Annotated in this window: 17 protein-coding genes; 7 read left to right on the top strand and 10 right to left on the bottom strand. The window is 65.0% G+C overall.

The window, feature by feature from the left end; genetic code table 11:
* Window positions 1–173 precede the first annotated feature (173 nt).
* The 6 genes from sucC to pabB form a co-directional block, all read right to left on the bottom strand.
* Entirely contained in the window at window positions 174–1,382 is a 1,209-nt protein-coding gene (gene sucC, locus LH20_RS02150) for an ADP-forming succinate--CoA ligase subunit beta (RefSeq protein WP_053552811.1), read from the bottom strand.
* Between the two features lie 114 nt (window positions 1,383–1,496).
* Window positions 1,497–1,811 (bottom strand): hypothetical protein, encoded by a 315-nt coding sequence (locus tag LH20_RS02145; protein WP_053552810.1) that lies wholly within the window; start codon window positions 1,809–1,811, stop codon window positions 1,497–1,499.
* Between the two features lie 60 nt (window positions 1,812–1,871).
* Window positions 1,872–2,978 (bottom strand): class A beta-lactamase, encoded by a 1,107-nt coding sequence (bla, locus tag LH20_RS02140; protein WP_235527084.1) that lies wholly within the window; start codon window positions 2,976–2,978, stop codon window positions 1,872–1,874.
* Between the two features lie 182 nt (window positions 2,979–3,160).
* Window positions 3,161–3,847, bottom strand: a complete 687-nt coding sequence (gene msrA, locus LH20_RS02135; RefSeq protein ID WP_053552809.1) for a peptide-methionine (S)-S-oxide reductase MsrA — start codon at window positions 3,845–3,847, stop codon at window positions 3,161–3,163.
* Between the two features lie 338 nt (window positions 3,848–4,185).
* The gene (locus LH20_RS02130) at window positions 4,186–5,397 is read right to left on the bottom strand and encodes a pyridoxal phosphate-dependent aminotransferase (protein ID WP_053552808.1); all 1,212 of its coding nucleotides are present in this window, start codon (window positions 5,395–5,397) and stop codon (window positions 4,186–4,188) included.
* A 114-nt stretch (window positions 5,398–5,511) separates the two neighbouring features.
* Window positions 5,512–7,347, bottom strand: a complete 1,836-nt coding sequence (gene pabB, locus LH20_RS02125) for an aminodeoxychorismate synthase component I (protein ID WP_200905419.1) — start codon at window positions 7,345–7,347, stop codon at window positions 5,512–5,514.
* Between the two features lie 178 nt (window positions 7,348–7,525).
* On the opposite strand from pabB, the gene LH20_RS02120 reads away from it, so the two are divergent.
* Together LH20_RS02120 and galU are read left to right on the top strand one after the other, a co-directional pair.
* On the top strand, window positions 7,526–9,193 hold the full coding sequence (locus LH20_RS02120) for an AMP-binding protein (protein WP_053552807.1): 1,668 nt from the start codon (window positions 7,526–7,528) through the stop codon (window positions 9,191–9,193).
* Between the two features lie 72 nt (window positions 9,194–9,265).
* Window positions 9,266–10,129 (top strand): UTP--glucose-1-phosphate uridylyltransferase GalU, encoded by an 864-nt coding sequence (gene galU, locus LH20_RS02115; protein WP_053552806.1) that lies wholly within the window; start codon window positions 9,266–9,268, stop codon window positions 10,127–10,129.
* Window positions 10,130–10,174: 45 nt separating this feature from the next.
* Here the strand turns inward: galU and aqpZ are convergent, their stop codons facing one another.
* The gene (gene aqpZ / locus LH20_RS02110; protein ID WP_053552805.1) at window positions 10,175–10,900 is read right to left on the bottom strand and encodes an aquaporin Z; all 726 of its coding nucleotides are present in this window, start codon (window positions 10,898–10,900) and stop codon (window positions 10,175–10,177) included.
* Window positions 10,901–11,056: 156 nt separating this feature from the next.
* Between aqpZ and LH20_RS02105 the strand changes: the two genes are divergently transcribed.
* Window positions 11,057–11,365, top strand: coding sequence for a hypothetical protein (locus LH20_RS02105; RefSeq protein WP_053552804.1), 309 nt, complete (start codon window positions 11,057–11,059; stop codon window positions 11,363–11,365).
* Window positions 11,366–11,467: 102 nt separating this feature from the next.
* Here LH20_RS02105 and LH20_RS02100 read toward each other — a convergent pair whose 3' ends face one another.
* A complete protein-coding gene (locus tag LH20_RS02100; RefSeq protein ID WP_053552803.1) occupies window positions 11,468–12,136 on the bottom strand; it encodes a S24 family peptidase in 669 nt (222 codons plus the stop codon).
* A 126-nt stretch (window positions 12,137–12,262) separates the two neighbouring features.
* Here LH20_RS02100 and LH20_RS02095 point away from each other — a divergent pair, with 126 nt between their 5' ends.
* Window positions 12,263–12,496, top strand: coding sequence for a hypothetical protein (locus tag LH20_RS02095; protein ID WP_053552802.1), 234 nt, complete (start codon window positions 12,263–12,265; stop codon window positions 12,494–12,496).
* Complete coding sequence (locus LH20_RS02090) at window positions 12,493–12,819, top strand: hypothetical protein (RefSeq protein ID WP_235527083.1); 327 nt, start codon at window positions 12,493–12,495, stop codon at window positions 12,817–12,819. The genes LH20_RS02095 and LH20_RS02090 overlap by 4 nt, the downstream gene beginning before the upstream one ends.
* 25 nt (window positions 12,820–12,844) lie before the next feature.
* On the opposite strand, the gene LH20_RS02085 is transcribed toward LH20_RS02090, so the two are convergent.
* Both LH20_RS02085 and LH20_RS02080 read right to left on the bottom strand, forming a co-directional pair.
* Window positions 12,845–13,702: a hypothetical protein gene (locus LH20_RS02085; RefSeq protein ID WP_053552801.1), complete on the bottom strand. Its 858-nt coding sequence runs from the start codon at window positions 13,700–13,702 to the stop codon at window positions 12,845–12,847.
* Window positions 13,703–13,721: 19 nt separating this feature from the next.
* Window positions 13,722–14,942 carry a TIGR04063 family PEP-CTERM/XrtA system glycosyltransferase gene (locus tag LH20_RS02080; RefSeq protein ID WP_053552800.1) on the bottom strand — a complete coding sequence of 407 codons (1,221 nt, stop codon included), beginning with the start codon at window positions 14,940–14,942 and terminating at the stop codon, window positions 13,722–13,724.
* A gap of 111 nt (window positions 14,943–15,053) precedes the next feature.
* Here LH20_RS02080 and LH20_RS23670 point away from each other — a divergent pair, with 111 nt between their 5' ends.
* Together LH20_RS23670 and LH20_RS02075 are read left to right on the top strand one after the other, a co-directional pair.
* A complete protein-coding gene (locus LH20_RS23670) occupies window positions 15,054–15,218 on the top strand; it encodes a hypothetical protein (RefSeq protein WP_200905418.1) in 165 nt (54 codons plus the stop codon).
* Entirely contained in the window at window positions 15,211–16,590 is a 1,380-nt protein-coding gene (locus LH20_RS02075; protein WP_053552799.1) for a putative O-glycosylation ligase, exosortase A system-associated, read from the top strand. The genes LH20_RS23670 and LH20_RS02075 overlap by 8 nt, the downstream gene beginning before the upstream one ends.
* Window positions 16,591–16,617: the final 27 nt, after the last annotated feature.

Here is a 16,617-nt window from a genome sequence, read left to right as displayed (position 1 = left end):
AACCAGCAGTCCCCATCATTCCTTCTCCCTTGAGAGGAGAAGGACCTCCGATGAGGGTGGCCGGAGCGCAGCTCCGCGCGAGCCTCCGGCCCGCATCCCCTCACCGAGCTTCAGCCTGGCAGCACGCTGCCAGCCTTCCAATCCCCTCCCTGACGGAGTGAGGGGAGCTGCATTCATGCCGCCTTGGCGACCTCGGCGACGATCTTCTTCGCCGCATCGCCCAGATCGTTCGCCGGAACGATTGGCAGACCCGAGTTTGCGAGGATGTCCTTGCCCTGCTGGACATTGGTGCCTTCAAGGCGAACGACGAGCGGAACCGAGAGATTCACTTCCTTCGCGGCCGCAACGATACCTTCGGCGATGATGTCGCATTTCATGATCCCGCCGAAGATGTTCACGAGGATGCCCTGGACAGCGGGGTCCTTCAGAATGATCTTGAAGGCGGCCGTGACCTTTTCCTTGCTCGCGCCGCCGCCGACATCGAGGAAGTTCGCAGGGAAGGCCCCATTGAGCTTGATGATATCCATCGTCGCCATCGCGAGACCGGCGCCGTTGACCATGCAGCCGATGTTACCGTCGAGCTTGATGTAGGCGAGGTCATATTCGCTCGCCTCCACCTCGGCGGGGTCTTCCTCAGTCAGGTCGCGCAGCTCGGCGAGGTCCTTGTGGCGGAACATCGCGTTCGAATCAAAGCCGACCTTGGCGTCGAGGACATAGAGCTTGTCGCCTTCGGCCGTCGGGCAGATGGCGAGCGGGTTGATCTCGATCTGCGAGGCGTCGGTTGCAAGGAACGCCGTGTATAGCCCCTCGAGGAGCTTCGCTGCCTGCTTGGCGAGATCGCCCGAAAGCCCCAGCGCCGCGGCGACCGAACGGCCGTGGTGCGGCTGGAGACCGGTGGCGGGGTCGATCGTGATGGTGTGGATCTTTTCCGGCATGTCGTGCGCGACGGTCTCGATGTCCATGCCGCCTTCGGTCGAGGCGACGACCGCGACGCGGCTGGTTGCGCGATCGACGAGCAATGCAAGATAGAATTCCTTGCCGATGTCGACGCCGTCGGTGATGTAGAGGCGGTTGACCTGCTTGCCGGCCTCACCGGTCTGGACAGTCACCAGCGTGTTGCCGAGCATCTCTTTCGCATGCGCTTCGACTTCTTCGAGGGTTTTGGCGAGGCGGACACCGCCCTTCGCGTCAGGACCGAGCTCCTTGAACTTGCCCTTGCCGCGGCCGCCAGCGTGGATCTGTGCCTTGACCACGTAAAGCGGCCCGGGAAGCTGTTTTGCCGCCGCAACGGCTTCCTCGACGCTCAGCGCCGGAATGCCCGCGGGCACTGCGACGCCAAATTTCGCAAGCAGTTCTTTCGCCTGATATTCGTGAATGTTCATGGGGTCTGCCGGGCCTTTCGACTCTGGAGCGGGAGATATTCGGCGCCGCCTAAGCACAAGTTTGGCAGCAAGGCTACCCCTTGGTGCCCCCCGGGAGCGAAGAGATTTTCTACCCTAGCGCAAAGCGCAAACCGCCGCCGAGCTGGTCGAGACCGCCAAAATCTCAGGGTCCTTGAGCGCGCGAACCTTGTGCAGGAATTGATCGAGCGTCAGATCGGTGATCCTTCTGTCCTTGAGGCTGCCGAGCGATGCGAGGCGGCGCAATTGCAACAGCGACAGCCGGTCGACCATCCGCTCGGCCATGCACGCCGACATCGCCGGCGACAGCCCGGCGTCGATCAGTCCACTGCGCAGGCGGGTCTCAGGCGTCGCGCAGGCGGACAAGGTGAGCGACAGGGCGATCAGATAAAGCGCAGGAGATGACTTCATGCCCGCGCCATATGCAAAAGCAGAAGGTCCCGCAAACCCGTTTCTTGCTGGAAGATGCCGCTATCGGCCGTGGAATTCGGCTACCGCCCCCGACACCGCCTGCATGAGCACCATGCGCTGCGGGATCGAGGCGGTTGTACTGCCGAGCATAACGACGATTGCATAGCGGGTGCCGTCGGGCGCGGTCGCGATCCCGATGTCGTTATAGCCCGCCGTCATCCCCTTATAATCCTGGCCCGTGCCGGTCTTGTGCAGGAATTTCCAGCCCGAGGGCAGCCCCGCCTTCAGCCGGTTCGGTCCGCTCCTCGTACGGCTCATCACGCCGAGAATATAGTCAGTCGATTCAGGGGAGAGCAGCGTGCCGCGGGCGAGCCGGGTCAGCGCGCGGGCGATCGCGGACGGGCTCGCCCCATCGACGGGATTGGCAAGATAATTGTCCATTGCTGCCTTGCGCGTTGCATCGGGAAGCGCCGCGCGCGCCTCCTGAAAGGCACGGCCGATCGAGTAGGACTGCTTCCATTCAAGCCCGGCGGTCCCGCTCTGGAGCAAGCGTTCACCGGGGCCGAAGCGGATTGCGCCCAGATCTTTCGCTGCGATGAAGCGGCGTACCGCATCGGGGCCGCCTACGGTGCGCAGCAGGCTGTCGTTGGCGGTGTTGTCGCTGTGCGTGATGGCCGTCTCGATCAGCTCGCGCACACTCATCGTCACCGACCCTTCGGCGCGCACGCGTGCGGCGATCGGCTGATGGAACAGGGTGAGATCTGCAGGAGTGATGGTGACCTTTCGGTCGAGGGTCAGCGCGCCCCGGTCGACCGCATCGAGCACGGTCAGCGCCACCCACAGCTTGGATACGCTTTGCTGCGGGAAAAGCTCGTCACCGCGCTGCTGGAGCGTCCATTCGCCGTCGATGCGCTGTACGGCGATGCCGGTCTTGCCGGGAAAGCTTCGCCACAGCTCGAAAATTCGCTGCTCGAGCCCTGTGGGCGGACGTCGGAAACCGGGGTCGATCACGCCCTGCGGTGCCGGGGCCACCGCGCGCACCGGCTCGCCAATCGGGACGGTTACCGATCCTGCGGGGGTGCGAGGCGCCGGGGTCTGCTCACGCGACGGCGGTATCACGGCGGCGCTGCCGACGCACCCCGCCAGCACGACGGAGCTCATCACCATGGCGAGCAGCGGCCTGCCCGAAACCTTAACCTTCATTGAAACCCCGAAGCGGCTGTGGTCCTCAGTCTTGCCGGCCCCCGCGGCCGGATTTCGTTCGTCCCGCACCCCTCGCGGGCGGGCCAGCGATTTGCGACGAACGATTCTTCCCGCGCGACAAGTGGCGGAAAAAGGGAGGTGCCTGCTCAGGGTGCCGGCGCCCCACGAATCCAGGCTGGGTAGAACCGCTTGAATGCCGCGAGCTTCGGCGCGTCCCAGCGAACGATATAGGCGTGTGTCGGGTGCCGCTGCATGAAGTCCTGGTGATACGCCTCTGCCGGATAGAAGCCCGTGAAGCGTTCGATCTTGGCGGCGATGGGCTTGGCATAAAGGCCGCCCTTGCCGATCTGTGCGAGGTAGGCAGCCGCGACCTCGTGCTGCGCGCTGTCAAGCGGCACGATCGCGGCGCGGTATTGCGGGCCCTGGTCGGGCCCCTGTCGATTCTTCAGTGTCGGATCGGCCACAACCGAAAAGAGGATGCGCAGCAGCGATCCGTAACTGATCACGCGCGGGTCATAGGTGATGCGCACAGCCTCTGCATGCCCCGTGGCACCGCTGGAGGTCCGTTGGTAAGTCGCGTCCGCCTTGCTGCCGCCGTGATAGCCCGCCTCGACCGAGATCACGCCCTTGACGTTTGAAAAGACGCCCTCGACGCCCCAGAAGCAACCGCCCGCAAGCACCGCGGTCGCCCGCGGCGCCTTGATGGCGGGGTCATAGGCAGGAGCCGGCAGCCGGATGACATTTTCAGCCTGTGCCGGCGCGCATTGTGCGAGCACAGCGGCGGCGATGAGGGCTGCGATAAGCGGACGGGCGGATTTGCGCCGCCGCGGCATCAAGCGGGGATGGGTAGCGCCGGCTGGTTCAGGATCACGAAGGTCGCGCCGATCGCAAAGCCAGCGAGCATCGTCAGGAACCAGTCCGAGCGGAGGAGAGAAAGCATGGGAGCCTCTTGTCTTCATATCTGTCAGTTCGCGGGCAGTCCCGCACCGGTTACACCGACGATATGGCGCACCCCTTGCCGTCGTGCAGTGATCGCGATCACCCTATACGGAACAGCTTACCATGTGGTGAACCGGCTGCTTAACCACCGTTCATCCGCGGCAAATAAGCGCGCGCCCAAGCGAATTCAAGACCGATCGGTATATAATTGTTCGACCGGGTGCAAGGGTCGTCAGACGAGCGCCGCACATGCTTGCTGGATCCGTACGCACGCTTCCTTCAGCACCGCCTCCGACGTCGCATAGGAAACGCGAAACGCCGGCGACAGGCCAAAAGCGCCGCCGTGCACAGCGGCAACGCGCGCGGCGTCGAGAAAATAGTCGATCAACGCCTCATCACTGTCGATCACGTGCCCTGCCGGAGTCTTCTTGCCAATGCAGCCCGAGGCGTCGGGATAGACATAGAAAGCGCCATCGGGGACCGGGCATGACAGACCGGGCGCGTCATTGAGCATCGCAACGACCATATCGCGGCGCTTTCTGAAGGCGGCATTGCGCTCGTCGAGGAATTGCTGCGGCCCGCCGAGCGCCGCGGCGGCGGCGGCTTGCGCGATCGAGCAGGGGTTCGACGTCGACTGCGACTGGAGCTTGCCCATCGCCTTGATGATCCACGCAGGACCACCCGCATAGCCGATGCGCCAGCCGGTCATCGCATAGGCTTTCGAACAGCCGTTTACGGTCAGGATCCGATCGACCAGATCGGGGCAGCGCTGTGCGAGGGTCGAGAAAGGGAAATCGGCATACCAGACATGCTCATACATATCGTCGGTCATCACCATGACGTGCGGATGACGGCGGATTACCTCGCCCAGCGCGTCGAGTTCCTCGGGCGAATAAGCGGCGCCTGACGGGTTCGACGGCGAGTTGAAAATGACCCAGCGCGTCTTCGGCGTGATGGCGGCGTCGAGCTGCTCCGGGGTGATCTTGTAGTTCTGCGCGGCGGTCGCCTCGATGGTCACCGGCGTTCCGCCCGCGAAGGCGACGATGTCGGGATAGCTGACCCAATAGGGCGCGGGGATGATCACCTCGTCGCCGGGGTCGACCGTCGCGACGAGCGCGTTGAACAGGGTATGCTTGCCGCCGACGTTGACGCTGATCTGATCGAGCGCGTAGTCGAGGCCGTTATCGCGGCGGAACTTGCCGCGGATCGCTTCCTTGAGCGCCACCGTGCCGTCGACCAGCGTATATTTGGTCTGGCCCGTGCGTATTGCCTCGATCGCGGCTTCCTTGACGAAATCGGGCGTGTCGAAATCGGGCTCGCCCGCCGAGAGGCCAATCACATCGACGCCCGCAGCTTTCAGCGCAGTCACGCGCGCGGTCATCGCGAGCGTAGCCGAGGGCTGGATGCGGTTGAGGGCGGCAGAGATGTGCGGCTCGATCGACATGGACGATGCTTTCCGGGACGATGGATTGACAGGAAATTGCGCGCGCCGCGCCTAATGCTTTCGGGCGCAAACCGCAAGGCGCGCCGCGGATATTTTACCTATGCAGACCCCACGTCAGCCTATCGGTACTTTCGCAGCCTCGGCGAGCCGCGCCGGGACGAGTCCGCGCAGCGAGTTGCCGATGAAGAATCCGTCAGACAGGTCGGCGACGCGCAGGTGCGATTCGACCGCGCGCCCCTTGTCGATCAGTTCGCCGCGCAGGACCCCCGGAAGCAGACCGAGCGAAAGCGGCGGGGTGAGGAGCACGCCGCCCCGTTCGACGAAAATATTGCTCCAGCTCCCCTCGGTGACGAAGCCCGGCTTGTCCACGAACACCACTTCTGGCGCACCGCTCGCCGCGCGCGCCTCGTCATAAGGCGCGCGCAGGCTCGTTTTGTGCACGAGGCGAAAATCGCCGCCAGCAAGCGGCGCGGGGTGCACAGCGACGGGCACGGGCAGCTCGGCGAGACGAGGCAGCGGCGACACTTCGACCGCGAGCGCCCCTGACACGGCGAGCCGCATCCGCACCCGCGCGGCGCTGCGAAGGCGAAAGGTCGCCGATTGCAGGCTGTTACGCGCGCCATGACGGTCGAATCGGAAGCCCAGAGTTTCGGCGCTGGCCTTCATCCGGGCAAGGTGCCCCTCGAGCCGCTGGATTCCCTCGACCGGGTCGAACTGCATTGTCTCTATGAGGTCGAAGCTTTCCCCCGCTGCGCCCACAAATTCCCCCTTGGCCAGACATTCGCGCCACTCTTCAGCCGCCTGGCTGTCGGCGACAACAGCCGATCCGAGCCCCAGCGTGGCGCAAGCCGGCGTATCGCGCAAGTCATCGGCTGCGGGAAAGACCAAAGTGCGGATCGCGACGTTGAAGGCGGCGTCGCCGCCAGCATCGATGTAACCGATCGATCCGGTGTAGAGGCCGCGCGGCTCTGCTTCCAGTTCTTCAATGATCTCCATCGCCCGGACCTTGGGCGCGCCTGTGATCGATCCGCACGGGAAGGCTGCGCGTAGCACGTCGACCGCCCCCGCGCCTTCGGGCAGCCGCGCGGTGACGTCGGAGACGAGCTGATGGATTGTCGGAAAGCTTTCCACCCGGAAGAGTTCGGGCACCGTAACCGACCCCGGCGCCGCGACGCGCGACAGATCGTTGCGAATGAGGTCAACGATCATCAGATTTTCGGCGCGCTGCTTGGGGTCGGCGGCAAGTGCCCGCGCGGCGCGCGCGTCGGCGGCGAGGTCGGCCACCCGCCCCGCAGTCCCTTTCATGGGCCGAGCGATGACCGCGCCGTCCCGGAGCGCAAAGAAGAGTTCGGGCGAGAGCGAGGCGATTGCCTGCGTGCCCGTCCAGATAAAGCCGCCATAGCCCGCTCGCGCCGTCTGCCGCAGGCGCGCATAGGCGGCGAGGGGATTGCCGGCAAATGGCACGTTCGCACGGAAGGTCAGATTGGCCTGATAGATGTCGCCCGCACGAATATAGGCGAGCACCGCCTCGACCGCGGCTTCATAGAGGGCCCGCGTTACCCTGGGCACTGGCCGCCCGACCCAGCTGCTCGCCGGATCGGGAAGCAGCGCACGCACCGCGCCGGGCTCGATACGATGGATCTGGTCGAACAGGCCGAACCAGGCGAGCGGTGCGCCGGCCGCGTCTCGGCCGCGCCCCCCCCGCCAGGCTGGAGCGAGGCCCTTCCCCGCCTCGTAGGCTAGACAGCCCGCGGCATGCAGGCCCCGCGCCCGCGCGGCGCCAAGCGCATCGAGAAGCGCCGGAACCTCGCCCGCGTGCCGTGCCGTCAGAAGCTCGACGGGATCGCGAAACAATCGCGCCGGAACCGCGCCCTCGGCGCGCGCATCGTCAAGCAGGACGAAGGGCGGGCTTTCCGGCCCGGGAACGGGGATGGCCGCATCATCTGTCATGTCCTGCCCTGCCACCCCATTGCGGCTGCCCGATATGCCGTCCGATTTGGAAAGGGCGATCCGATGCCCGCTCCTTTACCCCCGGCAAGACGACCGGGCAACATGCGCCAATTGCGATAAGGACTTACTTACCCTAGTGTCAGGAACGCCCCTCTTTGAGAAAGGATAGATCGCCCCGATGAGCAGCCCCTTTTCCTGGTCGAGCAACTATCGTCATCCGACGGCATGGGACCAGGATTTTCCGCCGCTCTCGCTTCCCGACATGCTGGCAGCGAGCGCCGCGCGCAATGGATCCGCGCCGGCGCTCGACTTCATGGGCCGGCAGTTCAGCTATGCCGAGATCGCACGCGGCGCGGCGCGCGTCGCAAAGGGGCTCCAACAGCGCGGTATCGGGAAGGGAAGCCGCGTGGGCCTCTACCTTCCCAATGTCCCGCATTATGTCGCGGCCTATTATGGCGCGCTCGCCGCGGGGGCTACCGTGGTCAATTTCTCGCCGCTTTACACTGTCGCCGAGCTGGAAGCCCAGGTCGAGGACTCGGGGACCGAGATACTCTTCACGATTAGCGCCGCCGCGCTCCTTCCGACTGCGCTCGCTGTGCTCGACGGGTCGAGCCTGAAGCAACTCGTCGTCGGTTCGGTGGCGGGAGGGTTGCCCGCAGCCAAATCCATGCTCTACCGCCTGCTCCGTCGCCGCGAGGTCGCAGCCCTGCCCGACGACCCTCGCGTCATTCGATTCTCGGCGCTCACCGACAATGACGGTGGACCCGGCCCTGTCGTGATCAACCCCGAGCATGACGTGGCGCTGATCCAGTATACCGGAGGCACCACCGGCACGCCGAAGGGCGCAAAGCTCACCCATCAGAATTTGACCGCCAATGCGCGGCAGGTGAACGCGATCGACCCCGACCATGACGCAGGAGACCGCATCCTTGGCGTCCTGCCCTTCTTCCACGTCTTTGCGAACACCTGCGTCCTCAACCGCACGATCCTGAACGGCGGCATGATTACGATGCTGCCGCGCTTCGACGCAAAGCAGACGCTGGAGGCGATCACTCGCACGAAGGCGACCGCCCTGCCCGGCGTGCCAACGATGTATCAGGCGCTGCTTGACCATCCTGACCTTCCCAGGACCGATTTTTCCAGCCTGCGCATCTGTATCTCGGGGGGCGCGCCGATGCCCGCTGAGCTGCGCGAGAAATTCGTCGCCGCCACGGGCGCCTCCCTTGTCGAGGGCTATGGTCTTACGGAAAGCTCCGGCGTCGTTGCGACAAACCCCTATGATGGCCCAGTCAAGGCGGGGACGATCGGTCAGCCGATCCCGGCAACCCGAATTCGTCTGCTCGACAGGGAGGATCCGTCAAAGGATGCGCCCGCGGGGCAGGAGGGCGAACTCGCGGTGAAGGGGCCCCAGATCATGCAGGGCTATTGGAACCGGCCCGAGGCGGACGGCGACAGCTTTACCGCCGACGGCTGGCTGCGCACCGGCGACGTCGCGACGATCGACGCCGAGGGCTATATTCGCATCGTCGACCGGCTGAAGGACATGATCTCGGTCGGGGGCTTCAAGGTCTATCCAAGCGTAATCGAGGCGCATCTTCATCAGCACCCCGCGGTCAAGGAGGCGATCGTTCTTGGTGTCCCCGATGCCTACCGCGGCGAGAGCCCCAAAGCCTTTGTGACCTTGGAAGAGGGATTCGACGTGGCGGGCGAGGCGCTCGCGGCCTGGCTCAATGCCCGGCTCGGCAAGCACGAGCGGGTGAGCGCAGTCGATGTTCGCGAGGAACTACCCAAGACGATGATCGGCAAGCTCGACCGCAAGGCGCTCCGCGCTGAAATGAAGGAGTGATAAGACCGGTCGCCGGAGAGGCCCTCGGGCCGCTTCTTCCCTTGGAGGTCGTTCGCCGCTAAGCGCTCTTGCATGAAACCCATTCGCAAAGCCGTCTTTCCCGTCGCTGGCCTCGGCACGCGCTTCCTGCCGGCCACCAAGGCGATACCCAAGGAGATGCTCCCCGTCGTCGACCGGCCACTCATTCAATATGCGGTCGACGAAGCGCGCGAGGCGGGGATCGAGCAGATGATCTTCGTCACCGGGCGGGGCAAGAGCGCGATCGAGGATCATTTCGACATCGCCTTCGAGCTGGAAAAGACGATGTCCGAGCGCGGCAAGGACCTGTCGGTCCTCGAACCCACACGGCTCGGCCCCGGCAACTGCGCCTATGTCCGCCAGCAGGAGCCGCTTGGCCTCGGCCACGCCATCTGGTGCGCGCGCGACATCGTCGGCGATGAACCTTTTGCCATCTTCCTGCCCGACGAGTTCATGCACGGCAGCCCCGGCTGCATGAAGCAGATGGTTGATGCCTATGCCCGCGTTGGCGGCAATCTGATCTCGGTGCTCGAAGTGCCGCACGCGCAGGTGTCGTCCTATGGCGTGATCGCCCCGGGGAAACGTGACGGCGCGCTGACCGAGGTCTTGGGACTGGTCGAAAAGCCCGAACCCGAAGCGGCACCGTCGAATCTCATCATTTCGGGCCGCTATATTCTCCAGCCCGAGGTGATGCGCGTGCTTGCCGACCAGGAAAAGGGCGCGGGCGGCGAAATCCAGCTGACCGACGCGATGGCATCAATGATCGGGACGCAGCCGTTCCACGCCGTGACCTTTGCGGGCGCCCGGTACGACTGCGGATCGAAGGCAGGCTATATTCAGGCCAATCTCGCCATCGCCCTCGAACGCCCTGACATGGCAAGCGACGTCCGTGCCTTCGCGGTCGATCTGCTCAAATGATCATAATGGCGCCGGCCGGGGGGAACCCGGCCGGCGCCATCCCCCTTATTCGCCCTCTATATTCGGCTTCGGGAAGCTGTCCGCTCCCACGGTGCGATAGAGCCAGCCGCCGACCGCGCCGCCGATGAGGGGTGCGATCCAGAAGAGCCAGAGCTGCTCCAGGGCAAGCCCTCCTGCGACCAGCGCCGGACCGGTACTGCGAGCCGGATTGACCGACGTATTTGTCACGGGAATGGCGATCAGGTGGATCAACGTCAGGGCGAGGCCAATCGCCAGCGGGGCAAAACCCACCGGCGCACGGCCATCCGTCGAGCCCATGATGATCCACAGGAAGAAGGCGGTCAGCACAATTTCTATGATGAGCCCTGACCATAGGTCGTAGCGTCCGGGAGACCCCTCGCCAAAGCCGTTGGCGGCAAGGCCGTTGACTGCGAGGTCGTAATTCGGGCTGCCGCTGGCGATGTAAAAGAGCAGGAAGGCGGCGACGATCGCGCCGAGGACCTGCGCGATAATGTAAAGGGGGATATCGCGCGCGTCGAAACGTCCGCCCGCCCAGAGTCCCACCGTCACTGCCGGATTGAGGTGACATCCTGAAATATGGCCGATCGCATAGGCCATGGTGACCACCGTCAGCCCAAATGCCAGCGCGACGCCGAGAAAGCCGATGCCGAGCTCGGGAAAGGCCGCCGCGAGCACCGCGCTGCCGCAGCCGCCAAAGACAAGCCAGAAGGTTCCGATAAACTCGGCAACGCCCTTTTGCATGTTGTTCATATGACCCTCTCCTCCGCCCGACGGTCATGCGCGCCGCCGGCGCCCCGACCACTCTAACATATTGAGAGACCACGGCAAGCAAAGTCATGGCGGGTTCACATGCCATGAGCTACAAAGGGGCGGGACCTCATCTATGGGCTGCCGAAAGGATTTGAAATGAGCGCAAGGCTCCTGTTCCTCGCCCCCGCCTGCCTGGCGCTCACTGGATGCGTAAGCACGGTCAAATCGGTCGTCACGGCACCGGTCAAGGCGGTAGGCAAGGTCGCTGACTGGTCAACAACCAGCCAGGAAGAAGCCGATCGGAACCGTGGTCGCGCGATGCGCGAGCGCGAAGCGAAGCTCGGCAAATTATCGCGCCAGCGCGACAAGGCGGCCGAGAAATGCCGCGACGGCGACGAAGCGCAATGCCGCCGCGCGGAGGTTCTCGATCACGAAATCGAGGCGGTGATGGCGGAGCCGATCTGAGGGTAGCCGGCGGCCCCCTCGTGGCGGTATCGACCGATGCCTTGCAAAGCACGGTGCCAGATCAGATCCGGCCCGAAGGACGCCTGGATTGCCCCGTTCGGTTCAGCGCACGCGCCGGCCGGTCCACACGACGCGGCCGACGAGCCGCACCTCCGACATCGGCAGGTCGTTCCAGCTGGGATATTGGGGATTGTCGCTGATGACCGAGAGTCGGCCCTGTCCGGGCGCACGTGCGACGCGCTTCACCATCAGCCCGTCGTCCATGCGCAGCACGTAGATGCCATCGCGCAGCCGCGCGGCTGCGTCGCTGCCGTCGACGAGAATGTCGTCGCCATCGTTCAGGGTCGGCGCCATCGAATCGCCCTCGACGCGAATGATGCTGAGCGCGCGCGGGTCGGCGCCGAGGTCGCGCAGCCAACGCGGATCGAAGGCGAGTTCACCCTCGATGGGCTCGCCGTCGATACTGGCGCCTGCTCCTGCCGACGCGCCGATCGCGAGCTTCGGCACAAGGATCATCCCCGGCCCGCGCACGCGGCTGGCGGCCGCGACGCGCCGCACCGGCCCGCCGAGGATCGCCTCGGACACGCCGAGATAGGCAGCGATGCGCGCCCGGTCTTCCTCGGCGAGCCGGCGCGGCGAACCGCGCTTGATATATTGCTGGATATAGGCCGGATTGCGCCCGATGCGCGCGGAGAGCTGGGCGTAGTCGATGCCCCTTTCCCGCAAGAGACGGTCGAGCGCGGCGCGCGGGTCATCGACGAAATCTTCCACCGGGTCGGTCCTTTCCTGTCCCGGTATACAGATAGGATTTTTCCTAGACAAGTAGGAAATCGAAGTTCAGATAGGAAATATCCTATAGGGCGACTCGCCCGTCACACCACCCACGGGGAGCGGACAATGGAACGAAGGCTGCTGCAGCGGGTCAACACCTTCCTCGATGAAAGCGCAATGCCCCCTTCCACATTCGGCCGTATGGCCGTTCGCGATCCAAGGTTCGTCAGCGACCTGCGCAGGGGGCGTGTGCCCGGGCGCAAAACCACGGTGCGTGTGGAGAATTTCATGAGCAGATGGCACGCCGATCGGCGCGCGGGCGGCGCGATCGACGAAATCAGGAAAGGAGTCGCCCAATGAAACCATGGTCACCCGCAGCCGCGCCGCGCTCATCCTGTCCGCACCGCCGGCTGCGCTGCCTGCTCACGCGCCAATTGCCGCATGGCCTGTCGCTGGGACCGTCGGCGCCACGCGCTTGGGCGAGCGCCAATTTCGTGGGGGCCCGCCATCTGTTTCGCTGCACATTTGCAGCAGGCGAAGCCGAAGCCCTCCGCGCCGCGCTTGATGCGCGATTGGGGGGCGCTGAATGGCGCCTGCCCGGCCATTTCGTTGCCGATACGGCGGTTCGGCTCGCAGCTGACGATCGGGCATTGCAGATCGAGATCTTGACGATCGAGGACTAGGCTTCGCCGTCACCTCCGTGGCGAATCAGCCCACCGCCAGGCGATTAAGGCGTTGCAGCGTCCCAAGCGCGGCCTCGAGCGCGAAGTCGACAGTCTCCCCCTCATCTTCGCTTTCCGGGGCGTCGGCTGCGGTCCGCCCGGCAAGCCGCGCCTCGCGGCGGCGCGCCAGCCCTGCCTCGAAACGCGCGACCATCGCGCCAAGCGATTGGTCGGCGGGATCGGGCATCGCGGAAGCGGACGGGATGACGACCTCCGCTGACATCTCTGCAGGCTGGAGCCAGGGTTCTTCCCCGGGCACTGCCTCGGCGGGAGCGAGGTCTGCAAGCACCAGCTCCTCCTCGCCGGACTCTATTCGCGCTGCCGTGTCAGCAGCGGCAGATACGAGCGCCCCGTCTGCTGCACCGCGCGTGCCCGCCTCGCGTGACGGCTCGGCAAGCGGCATCGCCGTGACCGGGCCCAGCCCCTGCGGGGGCAGGTCGCGGCCTGCGCGGAGCGGGGGGCGCGGCGGATCGTCCGGATGAACATCAGCGCGGCGGCGGCGCGGGGCTTCTTCAGGGTCGTCGCCAACTCGGGCTCTGCGCAGGCGAAGCGCCTCGGGCTTGGCGAGCGCAAGCGCGGCAAGCGCCGCGATGACCGCGGCCACGGCCGCCATGCCGAGCGCAAGCGCCAGCCGGCCGCCGTTCCCGACGGGGGGCTCGAACAGCGCAGATAACCGATCAAGATAGAGGTTCCAGCTGATCGCCGCGACCCAGGCCAGCGGCATGACCGCTGCAAACAGGAAGGTCAGCGCAGCCGCGCCGATCACCGCCGGCACCGCGGGGCGTAGCGCGCGGGCGAGTGCGTAGGCCCCATCCCGCCACGATTTTTCGCTGTCGTCGTCCATATCGCCCTGTTTTCTTATCCTAAGCTGCCGCTGACGCAGCCTTGCGCAGCAGCCGCTGGTAAACCGGTTCGTAACGTAAAATGTTTGACGACCAGTTACGATGGGTTTCAACGAAAATCCGCGCGGTGCGCCGCCTCTCGTCCCACGCGTCCCGCCTGCCGAGCAGACCCGCGAGCGCTGCAGCAATCGCAGCAGGATCATCGGGGGCGAACAGCGTCCCGGTCACCCCGTCCTCGACCAGTTCCCGATGTCCGCCGACGTCCGACGCCGCGACAAGCTTGCCCTGCGCCATCGCCTCGAGCGGTTTCAACGGCGTGACAAGGTCGGTCAGACGCATTTTCTTGCGCGGATAGGCGAGAATATCGATCAGCGAATAATAATGCTCGACCTCGGTGTGCGGCACTCGTCCTGCAAAATGGATGCGCTCCGCGGCGGCCGAGGCCGCAGCCTGGGCTCTCAGCGTCCGCTCCATCGGTCCCCCGCCAACAAGCAGGAGCCGCGCCCGCGGCTGCGCCGCAGCAAGCCGGGGCATCGCTGCGATCAGATCGTCGATGCCCTCATAGTCGTAGAAGCTGCCGATAAAGCCGATGACCGCGTCATCGGCGGCAAGACCGAGTCGCTTGGCAAGCACCGGGTCGCGCGGCGGCGGGTCGCCAAACAGGTTGAGGTCGACCCCATTGGGCGAGACTATGATCTTGTCCGGCTCAATTCCGCGCCCGATGAGGTCGCCGCGCAAACCCTCACAGATAACCGCAACCGCATCGGCGCGGCGGACCGCGCGGCTTTCAAGGAGGCGGGTGAGACGGTAGCGCAGGCTCCCTTCGCGCCCCGTGCCATTCCCGACCGCTGCATCCTCCCAGAACGCGCGGATTTCGTAGAGGACGGGGATAGCGTAGCGTTTGCCGACGCGCAGGGCTGCCATCGCATTGAGTACAGGCGAATGCGCATGAAGGAGGTCAGGCCGCCATTCGCGGGCGAGCGCCTCCACCCGCGCCGCCAACGCGCCGATCTCGCGCCATTCGCGGATCGGCGCTCTTGCGGGTGAGATCGGCGGGGTCCGGTAGAAAGTGAGTCCGTCGACGGTCTCTCCATCCGCGCCCGCTTCGGGATGGCGCACGCCGGTAACCCCCGCGACCTCCCAGCCTTTCGCGGCCTGCGCCTTCATGAGCGCCCTGGTGCGAAAGGTATAGCCGCTGTGGGCAGGGAGGCTGTGATCCCGAATGTGCAAAATACGCGTCATCGTGGCGGGCTCTGCCAGACAAGACTTAACGCCGCGTCAACCCCGATCGGTTAGAGCCCCAGAAACGGGCTCCCGCGGGGGGTCGAAGCGAAGCTGGGTCTTGCCGCACAGATGGTCGACAATTTTTCCATTGCCCTGACCCACGTGCTGATCGGCATCGCGCTGTGGCGCCTGCTTTATCGCGATGATCTCGACCGCGAGGTCAGCCCGCGCATGGCGTGGCAGCAGCGCCGCAATGCCGAGCTGGCAGCGCGGGAGGCGGAAGGCGATGCGTGACCTCGCGCTCGTCGCCTTTCTGTTTGCGTTCATCGGGATCGGCTTTCGCAAGCCGTTCCTGTTCATCCTGTGCTTTTGCTATATCGACATCGTCGCGCCGCAGCGTTTGAGCTATTTCCTGATCAACTCGATCCCGGTTTCGTTGATCGTCTTCGGCCTCGCAATCGGAGGTTGGCTGATCGCCGACGACAAGCGCGACACGCGATGGTCGGGGCGGCAAATCCTGCTTGTGGTCATCCTACTGTATTGCTGGGTTACAACGATCCAGGCCGATTTCCCGCTCGAGGCCCAGGACAAATGGGGATGGGTCTGGAAGGCGCTGGTCTGGGCGATTTTTCTCCCCCTGACGCTTCGCACAAAGCTGCGGATCGAGGCGCTCGCCCTGATCATGCTGCTGTCGGCAGCGTCGATCGCGATCGCGGGCGGAATCAAGACAGCGGCGGGCGGCGGCGGATACGGCTCGCTCCAACTGCTGCTCAACGAGAATTTCGGTCTCTATGAAGGCTCGATCATGTCGACGGTCGGCATCTCGATCATCCCGCTGATCCTCTGGTATCGCCGTCACGGCACCATTTTCCCGCCCGACTGGCGCGTCTCGCTCTTCTGCTTCGCCCTCTGCTTCGCCTGCATGCTGTTGCCGGTGGGAACGCAGGCGCGCACCGGGCTCGTCTGCCTCGTCGTGCTCGCAGTCCTGTCGCTGCGTGCTGTCAAGCACCGGTTCCTCTATATTGTCGGCGCGGGCTTGCTCGCCGCGGCTGCAATTCCCTTCCTGCCCCAGAGCTTTACAGAGCGCATGGAGACGATCGAGGGCTATCAGTCCGATGAGTCTGCCTCGACCCGCGTGGCGGTCTGGAAGTGGACGTGGGAATATGCAAAGGACCATCCCTTCGGCGGAGGGTTCAACGCCTATCTGCAGAACCATGTGCGGGTTAAGATGGCGGCGGGCGCCTATGATCCCGACGCGCCGCAGTCCGCCGAGCCGATCGTCTATGAAGATCGCGCACGCGCCTATCATTCGAGCTATTTCGAAATGCTCGGCGAACAAGGCTATCCCGGGCTCGCACTCTGGCTGATCCTGCACATTGGCGGGCTCATGCAGATGGAGCGGCTACGGCGCCGCTATCTGAAAACGCGCCGCGCCGAGGAACAGTGGATCGCGCCGCTCGCAACCGCGCTCCAGCACGGCCATATCATTTACATGGTCGGTTCGCTCTTCGTCGGCATTGCGTTCCAGCCATTCATCTACATGATGCTCGCGCTGGAGATGGGGCTTTCGACCTATTGCCGACGGCGCGAGCAACAGGCGGGTTGGCGGCCGCTCACCGCGCGGCCTGCGCAGGTACCCGCGCGCCATCCGGTGGCGAGCGTCTGACGAACTGGAGGCAGGACACCTCGAAGA

It is taken from the genome of Sphingopyxis sp. 113P3, from assembly GCF_001278035.1.
Taxonomy (GTDB): Bacteria; Pseudomonadota; Alphaproteobacteria; order Sphingomonadales; family Sphingomonadaceae; genus Sphingopyxis.
The sequence above is the reverse complement of the archived record's forward strand: the minus strand, read 5'-3'. Positions and strand labels throughout refer to the sequence as shown.